The sequence below is a fragment of the Bacillus sp. SW14 genome (genome assembly GCF_047608225.1).
GTDB lineage: Bacteria > Bacillota > Bacilli > Bacillales > Bacillaceae > Bacillus > Bacillus subtilis_G.
On sequence record NZ_JBLKRW010000001.1, the window covers coordinates 3,964,303 to 3,984,491 of the forward strand.

The window sequence follows — 20,189 nt, forward strand, 5'->3', positions numbered from 1 at the left end:
ATGCCACCTCTATTAGAAAATTTCCATTAATTTATCTAGTTCATCCAGCGTCAAATCGTCGTCGCCAAGGTCACTCGGCGTCAGTTCCGTTCCATCTTGAGATAGGCAATGTTCAATGATTCCGAGAAGATGGGCTTTAAAACTGTCGCTGAATGTCTGTATCGTTCTTTCATGAAACTCAAGAGAATGATAGGCCAGTGACATCGTCAGTTTTCCGTTTTCGATATATCCGACAACATCGAGCGTGTTCGGTTTTTCTGTTTCCGGGCTTAACGACTGCCCTGACGGCAGCTCTGATCTCTTGAACAAGCCTGCGTCCGACATGTCATCGAACTGTCCTAAATAGTTAAAGCTGACATCCGGCTGAATCGAGAACGCCACATCTTCTTTGTGTTCCGGCGCCGTCAGATAGCGCAGAATGCCGTATCCGACTCCCTTATTCGGTACATGTCTGATATCTTCTTTCATTTGCTTCAGCTGGTAGCCCAGATCATCCGCATGCTTCATATCGAGCACCATCGGGTACATGCTCGTAAACCAGCCGACTGTGCGGGAAATGGTCAGGTCTTCTATGATTTCTTCACGTCCATGCCCCTCTAAATGAACACTTACTCGATCCTGACCTGTCCACTCCTTCATCGCCAATCCGAATGCCGTCAGCAAAATATCATTCATTTCTGTGTGATATGCCTCATGCACCTTTGTGGTGAGCTGTTCTGTCTCTTCAGCAGTCAGCGAGAATTCGATTGTCTTTGTATGTTTCATTCGCTGATCACCAGATTCGCGATCCTTCGGAAGCTTTGCCGCGACAGTCTGTTCTTCAAGCTGTCTCCAATACTCTTTTTCTTTCAAAAAGGCTTTGGAATTCGCGAAGTCTTGCAATCTCTCCGCATACTCCGCAAATGAATGTGTTTTCTGCGGGAGAACCGGTTCATTGCCTTGCTCAAGCTGTGTATAAACCGCGGCGAAATCCTCCAGTAAAATCCGCCACGACACGCCGTCTACCACTAAGTGATGAATGGCAAGAAGCAAGTGGTCTCCATCTTCCGCTTGGAACAAGCCAGCTTTTAACAAGCCGCCTTCCTGTAAGCCAATGCTGCTTTGCAGCCGTTCCGCTTCTCTCTCTATGCGGTCTTCATGATCTTTCGCTTGGCCCTCAATGTGGATGATCTCCAATTGAGCTAAAGCAGCATCAAGTCCTCTGTTATATTGAACGACCTCTTTCGTTTTCTCACGATAAACCATGCGGAGCGCGTCATGGTGTTCGATCAGCGCCTTCAGCGTTTTCTCCACCCGTTCAGGGTCAAAGCCCTTCGCGGCGTGAAGCATCACCGATTGGTTCCAGTGGTGCTTGTTCGTGAAGTTCTTTTCAAAGAACCAGTGCTGGATCGGCGTCAGAATGGCTTCGCCTTCCACAGGCCCTTGGTCCGCCTGTTTGCCTTCGGCACGCTCCACGTATTGGGTGAGCTCCTCGATTGTCGGGTGCTGGAAGAGATCTTTCATTTCCAGCTTCCAGCCGTGCTGGTTCAAGCGGCTCGCCATCTGAATTCCTTTGATGGAATCTCCGCCGAGTGAGAAGAAATTGTCACTGACACCGATCTCCGAAATGCCGAGCACATCCTGCCAAATGCCGGCAAGCAGCTCTTCCATGTCGGTCGTCGGCGCTTTATATTCTCCGCTTCCCGCTTCGATGTCCGGCTCAGGCAGGGATTTGCGGTCTACTTTGCCGTTTGCCGTAACCGGAAGTTCATTTAATGTCACCCAGAACGCCGGGATCATGTAATCCGGCAAGGTTTCTTTCAGTGCTGATTTCAGTGCTTCTATGTCAGCTGTTTCTGGTGTGACATACGCCGCGATCGCTGTATTGCCGCCTTTATCCTTCACAGCTGTCACCGCCGCATCCTGCACCTCAGAAAGCTGAGCGAGCTGGACTTCAATTTCTGACAGCTCGATCCGGTAGCCGCGGACCTTGACCTGCTGGTCGATCCGGCCGATGTACGAGATGCCGCCGTTCACCCATTTCACCAAATCGCCGGTGCGGTACATGTGTTCACCCGGCACAAACGGATCGGCGACAAACCGCTTCGCGGTTTCGTCTTCCTTGTTCAGATAGCCGCGCGCCAGCCCGCGACCCGCCACGCAAAGCTCTCCGGCCACGCCTTCCGGCTGCACCTGATTGCCCTCGCCGAGAATGTAAACTCTCGTATTGGCGATCGCCCGCCCGATGGAAAGTGAGCCTTCCTCCGGATTGATCTCTGTGCTTGTGGCGACGACTGTATTTTCTGTCGGCCCGTAGTTGTTGATGAGCTTGTACGGCTGTTTGACCGCGCGTTTCAGCTTGTCTCCTCCGGTCAAGAGGACGCGGAGTGACGTGTTCTCAAGCTCCATGAACTGTTCCGCCAGCTGCGTCGGCAGGAACGTGATCGTTACGCCATTCGTTTCAAAATAGTCGTTCAGGCGGACGATATCGAGGCGGATCGCTTCATCAATGACGTGAAGTTCGGCGCCGATTGTCCACGTCGGGAACATCTCCCAAATGGAGGCGTCGAATCCAAAGCCCGCGTACTTCGCACTGCGGTCCTCCGCTGTCATGCTGAACGCGTCATGGTGCCAAAAGCACAGGTTCACAAGCGCATGGTGCTCGACCATGACACCCTTCGGCTGTCCGGTCGTTCCTGACGTGTAAATCATGTACGCGAGGTTCTCCGCTTTTGTAGCTGTGAGCGGATCTTCCTCGTCGTTTTCATCAAGCGGCAGGCTTAGAATCGTGCGGTCGCCATCAAGAAGAATAACCTCTCCCGTATAGCTGTCCGGCACTGCGATGCCTTCCTGTTTCAAGAGAATCTTCGCGCCGCTGTCTTGTAAAATGTAGTCAATCCGCTGATCCGGATAGTCAGGATCAATCGGCACAAACGCCGCCCCCGCCTTTAAGACGCCGAGCACCGCGGCTGCCATTTCCAGCGACGGCTTCGTGAGAACGCCGACGCGCTCATCCGCGCTGATACCGCAGTCGATCAAAATCCGGGCAAGACGATTCGCCTTGGCATTCAGCTCGCCGTACGTCCACGACTGGCCGTTGTATGTGACAGCCGGACGGTCTTTGTGGCGCTGAGCCGTTTCTTCGAATAGCTGATGAACGGTTTTGTCTGTCGGCACAGGCAATGTTTTGCCTTTCCATGCCTCGAGAAGCGTTTGTTTTTCTGTTTCGGTGACGAGTGACAGGCTGGAAAGCGGCTGGTTCGGGTTGTCGGTGACCGCGACTAGAAGCTGCATCCAGTATCGCTTCCATCGTTCGATTGTTTCCGGCTTAAACAACGCTGTATTGTATTCAAATACGAACGTAAGCCCTCCGTCCGTTTCATCAGCCGTCAGCGTGATATCAAACTTGGCCGTTTTCCGTTCAAACGGATGAGGCTCAAGCTGAATCCCTTTCATCGTCAGATCCTTGATGTTCGCATTTTGCATTGAAAATACGGCGTCGAATAGCGGATTTCTGCTCGTGTCACGCTGAACCTGCAAGTTTCCGATCAGGTCCTCAAGCGGGTAATCCTGCGCATCAAAAGCATTGAGCGCGGTTTCTTTCACTTCACTGAGATAGTCAGCAAACGTCTTTTCACCCTTCGGATACGTACGCAGCGCCAATGTATTGACGAACATTCCGATAATGCGGCTGACGTCTGTTTGAGAGCGCCCGGCTACAGGTGAACCGACGATAATATCGTGCTGACCGCTTAGCTTCGATAAAAACGCACTGTATGAAGCCAGAAGCACCATGTACAGCGTGGAATCCGTTTCTTTTGCAAGTCTGCGCAGAGCATCAGCTTTTCCTGCTTCTAATGAAAATGCAATGCGGTCTCCCTCAAATGTTTGAACGGCAGGCCTGCTGCAGTCAGTCGGAAGCGTCAGCACTGGCAGCTCTCCGTTCAGCTCCTTCAGCCAATGATCCTCTTGCTTCTTGTAAAGCTCGGACTGAATGAACTGCTGCTGCCACACGGCATAATCCTTATATTGAATGCTGAGCGGCTCAAGGGTTTCTCCGTCGTACAGCTTCGAAAGCTCCTCAATCAGCACGCCGACAGACGCTCCGTCTGAAATAATATGGTGCATATCAAACAGCAGCAGATGCTCAGTTTCTGAAAGCTTGATCAGCCCCATTCTGAACAGCGGAAGCCGATCGATTTTGAAAGGCTTGATAAACTCAGAAACGATCTGCTCTGTCTCTTCTTCTGCGGCTTCGAAATAGGCCATCTCACATTCAGCTTCTTCCCAGATCCGCTGCACCGTTTCTCCATCTTTTATTTCAAACGTGGTTCTAAAGGCTTCATGACGCTGCATCAACTGCTGCATGACGCTGTTAAGCCTTTCAACATCAAGCTCACCTGCAAGGCGCAGAACCGCAGGCATGTTATAGCTCGTTTGCGCTCCTTCAAGCTGCTGGAGCACGTACATCCGTTTTTGCGGTGAAGAAACAGGATACGTATCTTGTTTCTTTGCCGGGCTGATGCTGATGGCCGCCCCTTTTTCAGCAGAGGCAATCACCTGTGCCAAGCCCTCAACCGTCGGTGACTGGAAAAGATCTTTGAGTGACAGCTCAACACCCAGTTCCTGATGAACCACGGCAATCATCTTCATGCCTGCTAATGAATGTCCGCCGATATCAAAGAATTGGTCATAAACGCCGACCTTTTCAGCCTGAAGCACATGCGCCCAAATGTTTGCGACTTTTTGTTCCGTTTCATTTCGAGGCGCTACATATGACACACCTCTTGAGACGTTGGCATCAGGAAGCGGCAGCGCTCTCCGGTCGATTTTTCCGTTTCCGGTCAGCGGCAGCTCGTCCATTTGAATAAACACCGCAGGAACCATGTAAGCCGGCAGATCCTTCGCCGCATGCTCTCTTAGCTCTTGAGATGAGATTTCTCCCTCTCCGACAAAGTACGCGCAGAGCAGCTTGTCTCCCGCTCCTTGATCAACAGCAAGCACGACAGTCTCCTGCACGCGGTCGTGGGTTTGCAGCTGATGTTCGATTTCCCCAAGCTCGATGCGCTGTCCGCGAATTTTCACCTGATGGTCGATCCGCCCGATAAATTCGATGTCGCCATTCGGCAGCCATCTGGCAAGGTCACCTGTTTTATACATGCGTTCGCCGGATGTAAACGGATGCGGAACGAATTTCTCCTCAGTCAGTTCGGGACGGTTGTAATAGCCTTTCACGAGGCCTTCGCCGCTAACGCAAAGCTCCCCGGCGATCCCGGCAGGCTGCGCGTGTCCCGCCCGGTCAAGGATGTATACTTCCGTATTGCTGACCGGTTTTCCAATCGGCACAGACAGTGTGTGCTCCTCCAATTCATCAACCGGATGATACGTCGCGAAAACCGTGCTTTCAGACGGTCCGTACATGTGAAGGAGCTTGCCTTTTCCAACCGTTTGCAAAGCCTTTCTTACATGCTCAACCGAAGCCCGCTCCCCGCCAAACATAATCTTGCGCAGCGTTGACAAGCACGCCGGATTCATGTCGACAAGCAGGTGGAACAAAGCCGTTGTAATCATGAGAATGCTGATGTTCTCCCGCTCAATGACACGAGACAGGCGAGCCATATCCAGAACGGTTTCTTTCGGTATCAGCACAAGCTTGGCTCCGTTTAACAAAGAACCGAACATATCAAACATAAACGCGTCAAACACGTAATTGGAAAGCCCGAGAATCGTATCCTGTTCTGTAATGCTGAGATAATTCGTTTCCTTCACCGTGCGCAGAATATTGGCGTGTGTCACGATATTTCCCTTTGGTGTCCCTGTCGTTCCTGACGTATACGTCAGGTTGGCCATTGCCGTTGAATGAAGAGGCAGTGCGAGATTTTGCGCATCAGCACGATAGCTTTCTTCCTCATCTGCAAGTACGATAACGCCGCCAAATTCGGCTTCTTCTGCTAAAGCCTTTAATTTTTTCTGGGTGAGAAGCACCTTCGCTCCGCTGTCGCGGAAGAAATGCTGCATCCGCTGAACCGGATGTTCCGGATCAATCGGAACATAAGCCGAGCCAGCTTTTAAAACCGCGAGAATCGACACAATCATGTCCATTGACCGCTCGCATAAGACAGCCGCTGTTCTGCCTTCTCCTGCTCCACAAGAAAGAATTCCGCGGGCTAAACGATTGGCCCGTTCATTCAGCTCACGATAAGTGAGTGATTCGCCTTCATATTGAAGTGCAGGATAGTCTGGCGTTTTCGCTGCTTGCTCTTCAAACAGCTGAACAATCGTTTTGTCTTTCGGATAAAGTGTTCTTCCCGGGTTAAACTGCTGAATTTGCGAAGCAGCCTCCTCTTCAGAAAGAAGCTTGTATTCAGATATCTGTTTCTCAGGCTCAGCCGCGGCATCTTCAAGCACACGCGCAAAATGCGTAAGCAGCCTTTCAGCCGTGCTTTGTTTAAACAGCTTCGTGCTGTAGTCCAAATCAAGCTCAATGCCTTCATCCGTTTCTCTCGCCTGTACCGTCAAATCAAATTTGGCAATCTTGAAGTTGGTCTCATGAACAGACAAGGCCAGATCGCCGACAGCCGGAATGCCCTCTGTCGCATTTTGAAGGCTGAACATCGTGTCAAACAGAGGATGTCTGCTTACATCACGCGGAATGTTCAAGTCTTCAACAAGCCACTCAAACGGATAGTCCTGATGAGAAAAGGCATCCAGCACCTGTTTACGGACACGCGTGATCAAATGGGTAAACGTCTCGTCCTGCTTCACTTCACTGCGTATCGCGAGCGTATTGACGAACATCCCGACAATGCCCTCTGTATCAGAGTGGTTTCTGCCCGCTGACGGCGTTCCGACAATGATGTCATCCTGTCCCGTATACTTTGACAAAAGCGTATAGTAAGCGGACAGCATCACCATATACAGCGTGGCGCCATTTTGTTCAGCCAAACGATTTAAACGATCCTTTAATCCCGCATCCAGCTTGATTGACACCCGATCCCCTTCAAAACTTTGAACAGGCGGTCTCGGATAATCGGACAGCAGCTGAAGCACCGGAAGCTCGCCCGCAAAGACTTCCTTCCAATACGCCCCGTCCTTCCGGTATCCTTCAGCAGCCTGGCCGCTTTGCCACACGGCGTAGTCCTTATACTGAAGACGAAGTTCAGGAAGCTGTTCGCCTTTGTATATCCGTGCTAACTCCTCCAAAATAATGCCGATGGACACACCGTCAGAAATCAAATGATGCATGTCAAACAGAAGCATATGACGGTTCTCTTCAAGCTCCATCAAGCCGATTCTGAACAGCGGCGCTTTCGCCAGATCAAATCTCCGTACGAATGAAGTCATTATTGCCTCATCGGAGCGGCCGCCTCTTTCAATCACCTCGATGTTGAAATCGACGCTGTCATGAATTTTCTGACTCGGCGTGCTGTTTTCAAGAACAAATGACGTCCTCAAAGACTCGTGGCGGCGGATTAGCTCTTGAAATGCGCGCTCCAGCTTTTGAATCTCTAAAGGCCCTTCCAAAATCGCTGCCGCCGGCATGTTGTAGCCGACACCCGCATCCTCAAACTGGCTGACGATATAAGTTCGCTGCTGTGCCAACGAAAGCGGGTAATGCTCCTGTTTTTCCGCAGGTTCAATCGCTGCAAATGTCCGGCTTTCTCTGTGTTCGGCTTCCTCTGCAAGAGCCGCAATCGTCGGATGCTCAAACAAGTATTGAAGCGGAATGTCAGCGCCTGTTTCCTTATGAATCTTTGTTAAAAGCGTCATGGCCTTCAATGAATGGCCGCCCGTTTCAAAGAAATTGTCAAAGATCCCCGCCTTCTCAACATTCAGCACGTCCTGCCAAATGGCTGCGATTGCGTTCTCCGTCTCATTGCGAGGCGCCGTATAGGCCGTGCTGCTGACCGCCTTCACCTCTAGTGCAAACAGCTGGCGGCGGTCGACTTTGCCGCTTGGCGTGAGCGGGATTTCTGTCATTTCAGTAAAGTAAGCCGGCACCATATAGTCAGGAAGCTGTCTGGCCGCATGTTCCCGCAGGCTGGCCGGAGCGAATTTGCTGCCAGGCTTCTGCACAACATATGCGGAAACCTCAAGATTTCCCTGTTCGTCAGGACGTGCCAAAACAACGGCTTTCGCAACGTCTGGCGCCTGCTGAATCACGGCTTCAATTTCTCCAAGCTCAATCCGGTATCCACGGACTTTTACCTGGTCATCCTCTCTTCCTAAATATTCGATTGTTCCATCTGGCAGCCAGCGCACCACGTCTCCGGTCCGGTACATGCGATCGCTTGGCACAAATGGATCTTGTAAAAACTTTTCAGCCGTCAATTCAGGCAAATGCAAATAGCCTCGGCCGACACCATCGCCAGCGATGTAAAGCTCGCCCGCCACGCCTTCCGGCTGCAGCCGGCCTTTTTGGTCTAAAATATATAAGCGGTTATTCCCCAGCGCTTTCCCGATCGGCACATACGCTGATTGAACAGCACTCTCCGGGATAACCGGATGAACGGACGCGTCAACACACGTTTCAGTCGGCCCGTACACATTGGTCAAACACGGCGACGCGCCTGCTTCTTTAAACAGCTTCAGCAACTTGTCCGCAACAACAGACGATAGGCCCTCTCCTCCGATCAGCATATGCTTCAGTTTGAGGCCGCTGAGATCGCCCGCCGCTATCAGCATTTGCAGGTGGGCCGGTGTCCCGTCCGTTGCCTCAATGTTGTGCCTGCGATAATACGCGGCAAGAGCAGACCCGTTCGTCACTGTTTTCTTCGGTACGATGTAAAGAGTCTGTCCCAAAAGAAGCGACGCGAAAATCTGCTTCACTGACGCATCAAAGTGGAACGGCGCAAGCAATGCCATCCGCAGCGTTTGGCTGCCGTTTTGGTAAATCGTCTGCTGCAAAGATTCAACCAAGTGATGGACCTGGCGATGCTCGATCATAACGCCTTTCGGACGTCCGGTTGTTCCCGATGTGTAAATAATGTAGGCAAGGTTCCATGCGTTTATATCAGCAGCCGGAATTTCGTCTGCACCTTCCGCAATCGCCTGATCAAAATCAATCAGCTCAGCATCAGTTGCAGGAGCCGCAATCCCCGATTCAGTCAGGATGACATCCGGCCCGCAGTCCTCCAAAATATATTGCACGCGTTCCGCCGGAAATCCGGGATCAATTGGCACATAGGCTCCGCCGGCCTTTAAAATCCCCATGATAGACGTAATCATCCGTTCAGAGCGTTCAATCAGAACCGCGACAGGTCTGTCTGGGCCAACCCCTTTCTGTTTCAGCACATTGGCGATGCGTGCAGATTGTTCATGTAACGTTCGATAGGACAATGTTCGATCTTCAAAAACAACAGCCGGGTGATCAGAAAGCAGTTCAGCCTGTTCTTGGAACAGCTCTGGAATCGTCATGCCCTTGCGATAGCTGACAGGTTCACCGCCGGCCCTCGCAAAGAGCTTCTCTTTTTCCGCTTCAGAAATCAGCGTTAATTCATCAATTGTATGATCTGGATGCAATAACGCATTCTCGAGCATCGCAATCATTCGTTCACAAACAATGTTGATTTCTTCACGTGAAAACAAATCAGTGCGGTAATCAAAATCAATGGTAAGCTTCCCAGTATCCCATCGATCCTTTACATGAATCGAAACATCATTTAATCCGCTTCCGCTGAAAATCGGTTCAGTCAAAAAGGCAAGTTCTTCTTCTTTCTGCCACTGCATCACCTGATATTCAAGAGAAACCGTAAACAGCTTGGTCAGAGAGCTCTTTGTTTCACGCAAATCGTTGATCAGGAGGTTATACGGGTACTTTTGGTGACGAAGTGTTTTCATGAGATCCTTCATCCGGTCTTTGACAAAGTCTAAGAACGCCTGCCCGCCGTCAATGTTTGTCCGGAGCGGAACTGTGGAAACAAACATGCCAAGCATCTGCTTCTCTTTCGCATTTGTCCGGTTGCCCATAAAGGTTCCCGTCACGACATCATTCTGGCCGCTGACTCTGTACAAATAGGCGGCAAGCACCGATTGAAACACCGCAAGAACACTGACCTTGTTTGCCTCACAAAACGATAGGATCTGCTGATGAAGCGCTTCAGGCACATCCTTAGAGAACCTCTCAGCATCTAAACTCCCTCCACCGGAAGCATTCCGTTTTAGAGAAACAAGTTCAGGCACCGTTTCAAATTGCTTGTTCCAAAACGCCTTGTCCTTTTCAAACCGCTTTGATTGAGCATAATCCTGTTCAGATAAAACATGATCGATAAATGAATGCGAGATTCCTTCGTTTGTTTCTGAGCGGCCCGCTAATTCTAAATAAATGCGCATAATCGCATTTCCAAGAATATTCATAGAAATCCCATCAGAAATCACATGATGAACATTTACGTAAAACCACACTTCATTTTCCTTGATGGTGAAGGTGGAAAAACGGAATAAGTCACACTCGTACAGCGGCAAAGGCTTTTTTGTTTCCTCCCGGCTCCATTGTGAAATAAACTCTATCGCATTCGAATTTCCAGTGGTATCAGTATGTTTTATATCAACAGGCCGATACTCGCTTATATATTGAACAGGCTCCCCATTTTCATCGAGCCGCAAACGAAGGCGCATGGCGTGATTTCTGCGGATAAACTCTTGAATTGCCTGCTCAACCAGCACCCAGTCAACCTTTTCAGTTGAAACCAGCTTACCAATCCCCGCAAGATTTGAAATACTTGTATGAGGATAAAATTTTTCTGTATACCAAATTCGTTTTTGCGCATCTGTTAAAGGGTAAAAAGTTATTTCCATATTGTCATACCTCCCCTAATCTTCAATAAGCAGTGAACATGTGCAGCGTATTTCCCTTTCTTAACCATATAAGCGTTTAATTCTTATGAACTAACAGCCGAAAAAGCCCAAAGTACTACGCTTAAAAAGCAGTGCATCCAAACAAAAACAGATTGCCGCTATCAAAACGGCTGCCATCAATCACCTTTGCAGTGTTTAACACAAGCGGATAAAGACCGCAAAACCCTTCATCCTAACCCGAAACATTTTTGGCTATTTATTCATTGTTTTCAATATTTTTTTACATTGCTACCGTTCACTTTAAATGAAAAAAATGTTTTTATCACCGAAAAATAGGTGAAAAGTTTCATGCGGTATACCGAAAGATTCCAGTTTATTTACTGGGATATTTTTGCGGGATGCCGCAACAATTTCCACTTAACATTATTTACAGAAAAATAAAAATTCTTAAAACGTATTGCTCCTTTCAATTTCTTTATTTGCTGAAAGCCATTTACAATTCTTTACATCCCATCTGTTACCGCGCAAAAACCGAAAAACAGGCAAAAAAAAGACACCCCTGCGAAGAGCGCCTTACAATGATTCCTTAATGACATTTTTATCGATATCAATCAATTCCATATAACCTTTCCCCCACTCATACATCGCATCAAGAATAGGCATCAGGCTTTCTCCTTGCGGGGTCAAGGAATATTCAACCTTCGGCGGGACAACCGGATACACTTCTCTGTGAACAATCATATCCTGCTCAAGCTCTCTCAGCTGATTCACGAGGATCTTCTGTGTAATATCAGGAATCAAAGCTTTTAATTCATTGAACCGTTTTGTACCTTCTTTTCCTAAATGCCACAAAATGAGCATTTTCCATTTACCGCCGATCACTGCAAGCGTTAATTCCTTCTCACAGTTAAACTTTTTGTCGTCCATCCGGCTCAAAAGTAATCCCCCCTTAGCATACTTTTTATATGTTAGATACGTATCATCACTTACTTACTTTTTTGCAGACTCCTTTTTATTATACTCACTCATAAAACCAAGCGAAAGTAATCTGATTGCCTCTTCTCATAGTATCCTCCAAGTAACTAGTTGACTTTAAAGTGCCTACTTCTCATCAAAAGAGAGAACCTATAGAATGAAAAATAATTCGAAAAGGGAGTGGATCAACAATGGAATTACAGCTAGCATTAGACCTCGTAAATATCCCGGAAGCCATCGAGCTCGTCAAAGAAGTGGAACAATACATCGACGTGGTAGAGATCGGAACACCGGTTGTCATTAATGAAGGCCTCAGAGCCGTTAAAGAAGTAAAAGAGGCATTTCCACAATTGAAGGTTCTAGCAGACCTAAAAATCATGGATGCCGGCGGATACGAGATCATGAAAGCGTCGGAAGCAGGCGCTGACATCATCACCGTTTTAGGGGCTACAGACGATGCAACAATTAAAGGAGCAGTAGAAGAAGCTAAAAAACAGAAGAAGAAAATCTTAGTGGACATGATTAACGTAAAAGATATTGAATCCCGCGCGAAAGAAATTGACGCACTCGGTGTTGACTACATCTGCGTCCACACTGGATATGATCTTCAAGCAGAGGGCAAAAACTCTTTCGAAGAATTAACGACTATCAAAAATACCGTTAAAAACGCAAAAACCGCAATTGCGGGCGGCATCAAAATTGATACATTGCCAGAAGTGGTCAAACAAAATCCTGACCTTGTCATTGTTGGGGGCGGAATTACAAGCGCAGCCGATAAAGCGGAAACAGCTTCAAAAATGAAGCAGCTTATTGCCCAAGGATAATGATATGAAAACGACTGAATACGTAACGGAAATTCTTAATGAGTTACACCGTTCAGCGGCTTATATTTCTGATGAAGAAGCAGATCAGCTTGCCGATCACATTCTCTCTTCCAATCAAATTTTCACTGCGGGAGCGGGGCGGTCTGGCCTGATGGCAAAATCCTTCGCAATGAGATTGAGGCACATGGGCTTCAACGCTCATATCGTCGGTGAGATTCTCACTCCCCCGCTCCGCAAAGGAGATCTCGTCATTATCGGTTCAGGATCAGGCGAGACAAAGAGCCTGATCCATACAGCAGCAAAAGCAAAAAGCTTACACGGGGCTGTTGCCGCTTTAACCATCAATCCGGAATCAAGCATTGGCAAACAAGCGGATCTCATCGTTAAAATGCCCGGTTCTCCTAAAGACCGGTCAAACGGAAGCGATAAAACCATTCAGCCAATGGGTTCATTATTTGAGCAAACTTTACTGCTATTCTATGATGCAGTGATTTTAAAACTCATGGAGAAAAAAGGACTCAATTCTGAAACCATGTTCACTTACCACGCAAACCTAGAATAGTGTTACACAACCGGCCTGGCGATCAGGCCGGTTTTATATTTTCTAAAAATAAACCTATGGATCCAAAAACCCGATAAGTAATATGACCCACAAATCATAAAAAGGAGGAATTATGTTGATAAAACAACTAAAGCTTAAGCTCGGAACTAAAATTCTCTGTCTCGTTTTCGTGATTATTCTTTTGTTTTCGATATCAGTCGGTATTGTAATGCTTAAGGATATTACAGACAGCATGAAACAAATGGCGACTGAAAAAGCGAAAGGCGACCTCGCTTTAAGCAGCGTTTATATTGATGATGCCATTTCAGGGGCCTGGCATGTAAAAAACAATGAGCTTTATAAAGGGCAAACACTAATCAACGGAAATGAAGATATCGTTGATCTGCTTGGCGAAAAAACAGGTGATACCGTTACTATTTTCCAAGGAAATACTCGTGTTGCAACCAATGTCATGAAAAACGGCGAAAGAGCTGTTGGCACTCAGGCTTCTAATGAAGTTACTGACGCTGTTTTAAAGAATGGAAAACGATTCTACGGACAAGCAGACGTAGCAGGCTCTTCTTATCAGACGGCATACATGCCTTTAAAAGATCGAAACGGGAATATCATCGGCATGCTGTATACAGGAGCCAATCAAAGCATTTTAGCATCACTTACGCAATCACTCTTCACTCAATTCGCTATCGTTCTTGTTATCGTCATTATTGTATCAGTCATCCTTGTCCTGCTTTTCACCAGAAGGATCAATAAGCGGCTGAACGCTTTAAAATTCGCCTTTGAAAGCGCCGGAAACGGAGATATGACAATAGAGGTGTCAGACAAATCCGGTGACGAGCTATCAGAACTCAGCGTCTATTACAATAAGATGAGAATGAAACTGAATGATACCATCCAAACTGTGCAGCAATCAGCCCTTCAGCTTGCATCCGCCTCTCAGCAGCTCTCAGCCGGAGCAGAGGAAACAAATCAAGCTTCAGAAAAGATTACAGAGGCTGTACAGCACATTGCAAACGGGGCTCAGCATCAGATCAACCGAATTGAAAACAGTGAAAGCTCACTAAGACAAGCTTCAGCAGACATTCGGGATATTTCTTCAAATACGGCTGCAATTGCTGACAAAGGACAGCTTGCGCAAACAAAAGCCGACATTGGGCAAAAGGAAATTCTAAATGTACAGGCACAAATGGATGCGATTCACCATTCGATTCAGAAAAGCGGAGAAATCATACAGCAGCTGGACGGCCGCTCTAAACAAATTGAACACATTTTATCCGTCATCACCCAAATTGCCGATCAGACAAACCTCCTTGCGCTAAATGCAGCGATTGAAGCTGCCAGAGCCGGTGAACATGGCAAAGGCTTTGCAGTTGTTGCCGATGAAGTACGTAAATTAGCGGAAGAATCTCAACAATCTGCGGGACAGATTTCAAAACTGGTTACAGAAATACAAAATGATATGAACCTATCTGCTGGATCTGTTGAGCATGTGAAAACAGAGGCTGCAGAAGGTGTCACTATGATTCAGCGCACCAGAGATGCATTTAAGGAAATTGCAGCAGCAACAGGTGAAATCAGCGCCGAGATTAGTGATTTATCAGCATCGGTATCAAACATCTCAGCCAGTGCGCATAGCATAAACGATTCCTTTGCAGCCAATACGGCTGACATAAAAGAATCTACAGAAAATACCCGGCAGGCGGCTGCACTAACAGAAGAGCAATTTGCTGCAATGGAAGAGATTACTGCCGCTTCTGAAACGCTATCCCAATTAGCTGAGGAGCTTACCGGTATCATAAGCCAATTTAAAATGATTGATCAACCTGAAAACGCCCGATGACTCAGTATCATTATTGTAAATTAGAAACAGCATATTACTAAAAACAAATATTTCGACCTGCTAAAATTACAATTTCAGCAATAAAATGAGTGTTAAACAAAATTTTTCAACCTTTACACCAAACGCTTTCTGGATTACTCTTGGGTCAGTTTTAAAGTTGCTAAAAGCGGGAGGTGAACATCACGATGGACATCATAAAAACTTTACTTCTCGTCATCGTCGTCATAGCAGCTGCAGCTGTCGGCCTGATAAAGGGGGACTTTTTCCCAACTGATCAAAAAACGTCTCAAACGAAAGAATATGACGAAACAATCGCCCTCCCTTCTGACCGTTATCCCGAAACGGCCAAACATATTAAGGATGCGATAAATGAGGGGCACTCAGATGTGTGCACCATCGACAGAGACGGAGCTGAAGAACGCCGCGAGCAATCATTAAAAGACGTACCTCCTAAAACAGGGTATGACAGAGATGAATGGCCAATGGCCATGTGCAAAGAAGGCGGTGAGGGGGCTTCTGTAGAATATATTTCTCCCGCTGACAACCGCGGTGCAGGCTCTTGGGTTGGGCATCAGCTTACCGATTATCCCGACGGCACAAAGGTTTTATTCACAATTCAGTAAACATGTTAAAAGAGGAGGAATAGCACATTGATCAAGTCATGGAAGCCGCAAGAACTGTCGATTTCATATCATCAATTTACTGTATTTCAAAAGGATTCTGCACCTCCTGTAATGGATTGGACTGACGAAGCCATTGAAAAAGGATATGCTTCGGCGGACGGAGCCATTTCCTTTGAAGCGCAGAGAAATGCAAAGGCCTTTATTCTTTTGCGTCTTAACAGTTCAGAAACTGTAGACTCCTACGAAAAAAAAGTGACTGTTCCCTTTCATGTCACAGAGAACGGAATTGAAATTGAAAGTATTATGTCTAAAAGGCTGTCCTTTGATCTTCCTAAAGGAGACTATCAATTGACATGCTGGACTGTACCGGCTGAGAGGTCAGATTTTCATGCCGACACTTATATTATTGATGCTGTTTCTGTGTAATGAAAAAGCCCTGAGAGAATGACTCTCAGGGACTCTTTATAAACTTTCTCCATTCGTCTTAATCAAATTCTGATACCAATAAAAGCTTTTTTTCTTCAAGCGTTTTAAATCATGTGTATGTTCTTCATCGCGATTGACATAAACGAATCCGTATCTTTTTTGGTAGCCGTTCAGCCAGCTTAACAGATCAGTAAATGACCAGCTGCAATAGCCGATCAAATCGACACCGTCGCTGATGGCCTGTCTGCATTGCTCAAGATGCGAACGCAAATAATCGATTCGATAATCATCCAGCACAGTACCGTCTTCAACCTTATCAAACTCACCTAAACCGTTTTCTGTGATAAACACTGGAAGCTGATAACGGCTTGTAATGCGGCGAAGGCCGATACGCAATCCAATTGGGTCAATTGTCCAATCCCAGTTGCTCGTTTTCAGGTGCGGATTTTTTTTCGTTTTGAATACCCCGGGTATCCCTGTTTCCTGATTGGTCCCCTTTTGGCCTGTTGTATTCATTTTCCCTTCTGACACACCATCAAGCGGATTTCGTTCATAGGTGATGGTCTGATAATAATTGACACCTATAAAATCAGGCTTCCCTTTCGCAAGCAGCTCCATATCACCCGCTTCGATTGTTGGTGCCCAGCCCTGTTTTTCTAAATAACGGAAAGGAATTTGCGGGTAGGTTCCCCAGCTGTACATATCCAGCCACCAATTGTTCATAAATTCTTCAGCATTTTCAAATGCCAGTATATCCTCTGGATGGCTTGATAGAGGATAAGCCGGCGAATAAGCAAAGCTCGGACCAATTTTGCCTTCAGGAACATATTCCCTAAAAGAGTCAATGGCTTTCGCATTAGCCAGAAACGCAATGTGGTTTGCTTCGTAAAAACGTTTTCTGTCTTTCACTCCAGGCGGATGCATGGCTGTAATAAAGCCGTGATTAAAATTGTAGTTCTGTTCGTTTAACGTAACCCAGTATTTCACTCTGTCTCTATAGCGTTTATAAAGAGTAATACAGTAGTTATTAAAGTCCTCTATGATGTTTCTTGATTCAAAACCGCCATACTCGTCCATAAGCGCCTGAGGCAAATCCCAGTGATATAAAGTCAGAACCGGCTCGATGTTATGAGAAAGCAATTCAGCAATCAAATGATCATAAAACGCTAGGCCCGCTTCATTGATCTCCCCTTTTCCTTTTGGAAAAATCCGCGGCCAGCTGACGGAAAATCGATACGCTTTTAAGCCCATCTCAGCCATCAGAGCGACATCTTCTTTATAACGGTGATAATGGTCAACCGCAATATCGCCGTTGGTTCCTTTAAACGTTTTGCCCGGTATTTTTGTAAACACGTCCCAAACAGAAGGGCCTTTGCCTTCTTCGTTCCAAGCGCCTTCAATCTGGTACGCTGCAGAAGCAGAGCCCCACAAAAAATGTTTCGGAAAAGATTCTGGATGCTGGTGGATCATAGTGTTTATCACTCCTGAAATATTTGATAAACCTATCATAGGTTATGAAACGCGTTTCATATCAACTCTATGTTAATCGCGGAACAGCTCAGCCAATATTTTTTCTCTTTGTCCAAGAAAATATCTTGTTAATTGAACATGTTCTGTATTCTCATATTCTGTATGATGTATTCTTCCACCATCAAAGCTTAAAATATTAGCATTGGGATATCCCAACAGGATCGGGGAGTGAGTCGCAATGATCATCTGTACATTTCCACCCTTCACCAAATCATGTACAACTCTCAAAAAAGCCAGCTGCCTAGCCGGAGAAAGTGCCGCTTCCGGCTCATCTAAAAGATAAATCGCTTTTTCTTTAAATCGATGACGGAATAGAGACATAAAAGACTCTCCATGTGATTGCTTGTGCAGCGGCCGCCCTCCATAAGAACGGTATGGCTGCGGAGCATCTAATTCCATCTCATCCAGATGAAGAGAAAGATGATAAAACGATTCAGCTCTTAAAAAGAAGCCATTTGTTACCTTTGGAAGCCAAGATAAACGTATGTAATCTCCTAAATGAGAGTCTGACTCCTGTAATTCATAGAGATTATTTCGGCTTCCTCCCGCTGTATTGAATTCACACTTATCCGCAATCGCTTCAAGCAAAGTAGATTTACCAGATCCATTTTCCCCCACAAAAAAAGTCACTTGGCTAGTAAATAGAATTTCATTTAATTGACTTATAGCCGGGATAGAAAAAGGAAATCTGTCGAAGTCCAAAATCTTATCTCGAAGAAGAGTAACCTTTTTTAAAAACATGGCATCTCCTTTCTATTACTCAGTTACATAATATATTGAGAAAAAAACTTCTGCATCCATAAAAACACAACCCATCCTAGTATTCCAGCGCATAACGCTAACCAGAACGGCACATGAATTTTCAGCAAAATCGCCAAAATAGCTAGTAAACAAACTGTAGCAGGGATTCCAGTAAGCACACCCGATGCAAATTGACTTAACTGAGCTGTTTTTTCCCCCTGTACTTGCATCCAAAAAAGGCTTAATAAACTGACCAAGGGTAAAGCGGCAATAATCCCCCCATAGGTCGGATGTCTTTTTGATATTTCAGTAACAAAACCGATAATCAACGCTGAGATGATCACTTTGCTTAAAACTGCCATTGTTTAGCTTCCTTACTTAAAAGTTCAAAGGCCTGTTCAAGTAATTCCTTTTCTGATGTGCTCATTCGTTCAATGATTTCTTTTAACTTCTCTTTATCTAGCTGTGTATGCTGTTCAAGAACAGACCTTCCTTCTTGTGTTAAGAAAACTAAAACCTTTCGTTCATCTTGGCGACTTCGCCGTTTAGCTACAAATCCCTTTTGAATTAAACGTTTAGTATGCTCTGACGCTGTATTGTGAGAGACAGACAAGTATTCAGCCAAAGCACCTATTGTTGATTCGCCTTGCTTTTCAATATGCTGCATAAGACGTATTGCCTGGTGAGAAATATTTTCTTTATGTTTGTAATGTAATAAATAATAAATATCTGTCCACTGCTGATTTAGTTTAGCTATGAAATCCATTTCCATCATACACACCCCTTTATATCATATTATACGATATAACTGACAAGTACGATACTACTTTCTAAAATTACACCTATTAATAACTAGCAGCTTTTTCACAATAAAAAAGCACCCAATTCCCATTGGATGCTTACCGTCTTAATGTCTTTTTTCAAATTTATGCGGATGGGGGTGAGCCTTTGGAACAAAGCCGTTTTGTTTCATCATTTCAAAGTGTTTGTCCATGTGATTTTTGATGTGTTCTCCTCTTTCTTTAGGCAGGACACCGTATTGTACGTACTTTGAAATAACGTCTTTGCGCTTTTTGAGTATGTCTGCTTCGAGCTGTTCAATTTCTTTCATTTCCTGTTCTGTCAGTTTAACATTTGCGGGTGGCTGCTGCTGTTTTTCAGCAGCTTCAGCTGTACCGGACAAAGAAATAACAGCCGCGGCGATGAACATTATGATGATGTTGGTTTTCATTCGTTTCATCCAATTTATTCCTCCAATCCTATTTTTCATATGTTTTGCTGCATTGCATTTTTTATGCATGCAAAATAAAAAGAGCGAATCATTATTCGCTCTTTCCGATCTGTTCGTCAGTATAAAGTTCTTCTTCACCCGGTGACGCGTAAGTGACATACGTTCCAGCGATTAAATCATGCAGTGTCCGTTTGTCTTCCCGCACGGCGATGAGAATCAGGCTGGCGATTAAGCCGAGCCCGAAGGTTAAGGTGTAAACCAGGCCGGCCACAATAATCCGCAAAAACATCGTTAGAAGGCTGACTTGTGATCCGTCTTTTTTTACGATTCTGATACCGCAGATTCTTTTTCCGATAAGGTAGCCATGCCAAAACACCGGCAGCAAAATAGAGTACAGCAGAACAATCAAGCTGATGAACATGCTGTCGTTCGGGTCTTTTCCTGTAATCAGCCAATAGATCAGCAAAAGAGGCACCGAGACAATCATATAATCCAGCAATGAAGCTCCCAGTCTGATCCAGAATCCTGCTGGTTTGTAAATATTCAATTTGACTCCCCCATTATGTCTTCAATATGACTTTGATGTTCCATCTTCTTTCTTATCGACTATAACATATGCCTTAGGAGCATCAGCAAGATTTAACTTTATCCGGAAGAACGATTT

Annotated in this window: 13 protein-coding genes; 5 read left to right on the forward strand and 8 right to left on the reverse strand. The window is 46.1% G+C overall.

Features of this window, described 5'->3' with window-relative positions; all coding sequences use genetic code 11:
- Positions 1-12: 12 nt before the first annotated feature.
- Together srfAA and hxlR are read right to left on the reverse strand one after the other, a co-directional pair.
- Complete coding sequence (srfAA, locus tag ACMX2I_RS20060) at positions 13-10,776, reverse strand: surfactin non-ribosomal peptide synthetase SrfAA (protein WP_414958134.1); 10,764 nt, start codon at positions 10,774-10,776, stop codon at positions 13-15.
- Positions 10,777-11,349: 573 nt separating this feature from the next.
- On the reverse strand, positions 11,350-11,712 hold the full coding sequence (hxlR, locus tag ACMX2I_RS20065; protein WP_087993172.1) for a transcriptional activator HxlR: 363 nt from the start codon (positions 11,710-11,712) through the stop codon (positions 11,350-11,352).
- A 230-nt stretch (positions 11,713-11,942) separates the two neighbouring features.
- Here hxlR and hxlA point away from each other — a divergent pair, with 230 nt between their 5' ends.
- From hxlA to ACMX2I_RS20090, 5 genes are all read left to right on the forward strand, one after another.
- Positions 11,943-12,575 (forward strand): 3-hexulose-6-phosphate synthase, encoded by a 633-nt coding sequence (gene hxlA, locus ACMX2I_RS20070; RefSeq protein ID WP_414958135.1) that lies wholly within the window; start codon positions 11,943-11,945, stop codon positions 12,573-12,575.
- A gap of 4 nt (positions 12,576-12,579) precedes the next feature.
- On the forward strand, positions 12,580-13,137 hold the full coding sequence (hxlB, locus tag ACMX2I_RS20075; protein WP_087993170.1) for a 6-phospho-3-hexuloisomerase: 558 nt from the start codon (positions 12,580-12,582) through the stop codon (positions 13,135-13,137).
- 112 nt (positions 13,138-13,249) lie between these two features.
- On the forward strand, positions 13,250-14,974 hold the full coding sequence (tlpC, locus tag ACMX2I_RS20080) for a methyl-accepting chemotaxis protein TlpC (RefSeq protein ID WP_414958136.1): 1,725 nt from the start codon (positions 13,250-13,252) through the stop codon (positions 14,972-14,974).
- A 173-nt stretch (positions 14,975-15,147) separates the two neighbouring features.
- Positions 15,148-15,597: a DNA-entry nuclease gene (gene nucA, locus ACMX2I_RS20085; RefSeq protein ID WP_148962957.1), complete on the forward strand. Its 450-nt coding sequence runs from the start codon at positions 15,148-15,150 to the stop codon at positions 15,595-15,597.
- Positions 15,598-15,624: 27 nt separating this feature from the next.
- Positions 15,625-16,023, forward strand: a complete 399-nt coding sequence (locus ACMX2I_RS20090) for a competence protein ComJ (RefSeq protein ID WP_414958137.1) — start codon at positions 15,625-15,627, stop codon at positions 16,021-16,023.
- Positions 16,024-16,059: 36 nt separating this feature from the next.
- On the opposite strand, the gene bglC is transcribed toward ACMX2I_RS20090, so the two are convergent.
- The 6 genes from bglC to ACMX2I_RS20120 all read right to left on the reverse strand — a co-directional run bounded on the left by bglC (position 16,060) and on the right by ACMX2I_RS20120 (position 20,072).
- Complete coding sequence (bglC, locus tag ACMX2I_RS20095) at positions 16,060-17,493, reverse strand: 6-phospho-beta-glucosidase (RefSeq protein ID WP_394716432.1); 1,434 nt, start codon at positions 17,491-17,493, stop codon at positions 16,060-16,062.
- A gap of 72 nt (positions 17,494-17,565) precedes the next feature.
- Positions 17,566-18,294, reverse strand: coding sequence for an AAA family ATPase (locus ACMX2I_RS20100; protein WP_414958138.1), 729 nt, complete (start codon positions 18,292-18,294; stop codon positions 17,566-17,568).
- A 23-nt stretch (positions 18,295-18,317) separates the two neighbouring features.
- Complete coding sequence (locus ACMX2I_RS20105; protein ID WP_414958139.1) at positions 18,318-18,656, reverse strand: DUF3147 family protein; 339 nt, start codon at positions 18,654-18,656, stop codon at positions 18,318-18,320.
- Positions 18,644-19,066, reverse strand: a complete 423-nt coding sequence (locus ACMX2I_RS20110) for a MarR family winged helix-turn-helix transcriptional regulator (RefSeq protein WP_414958140.1) — start codon at positions 19,064-19,066, stop codon at positions 18,644-18,646. The genes ACMX2I_RS20105 and ACMX2I_RS20110 overlap by 13 nt, the downstream gene beginning before the upstream one ends.
- Positions 19,067-19,201: 135 nt before the next feature.
- Positions 19,202-19,534, reverse strand: a complete 333-nt coding sequence (locus ACMX2I_RS20115; protein ID WP_414958141.1) for a YckD family protein — start codon at positions 19,532-19,534, stop codon at positions 19,202-19,204.
- A gap of 82 nt (positions 19,535-19,616) precedes the next feature.
- On the reverse strand, positions 19,617-20,072 hold the full coding sequence (locus tag ACMX2I_RS20120) for an RDD family protein (RefSeq protein ID WP_148962951.1): 456 nt from the start codon (positions 20,070-20,072) through the stop codon (positions 19,617-19,619).
- Between the last annotated feature and the right edge of the window lie 117 nt (positions 20,073-20,189).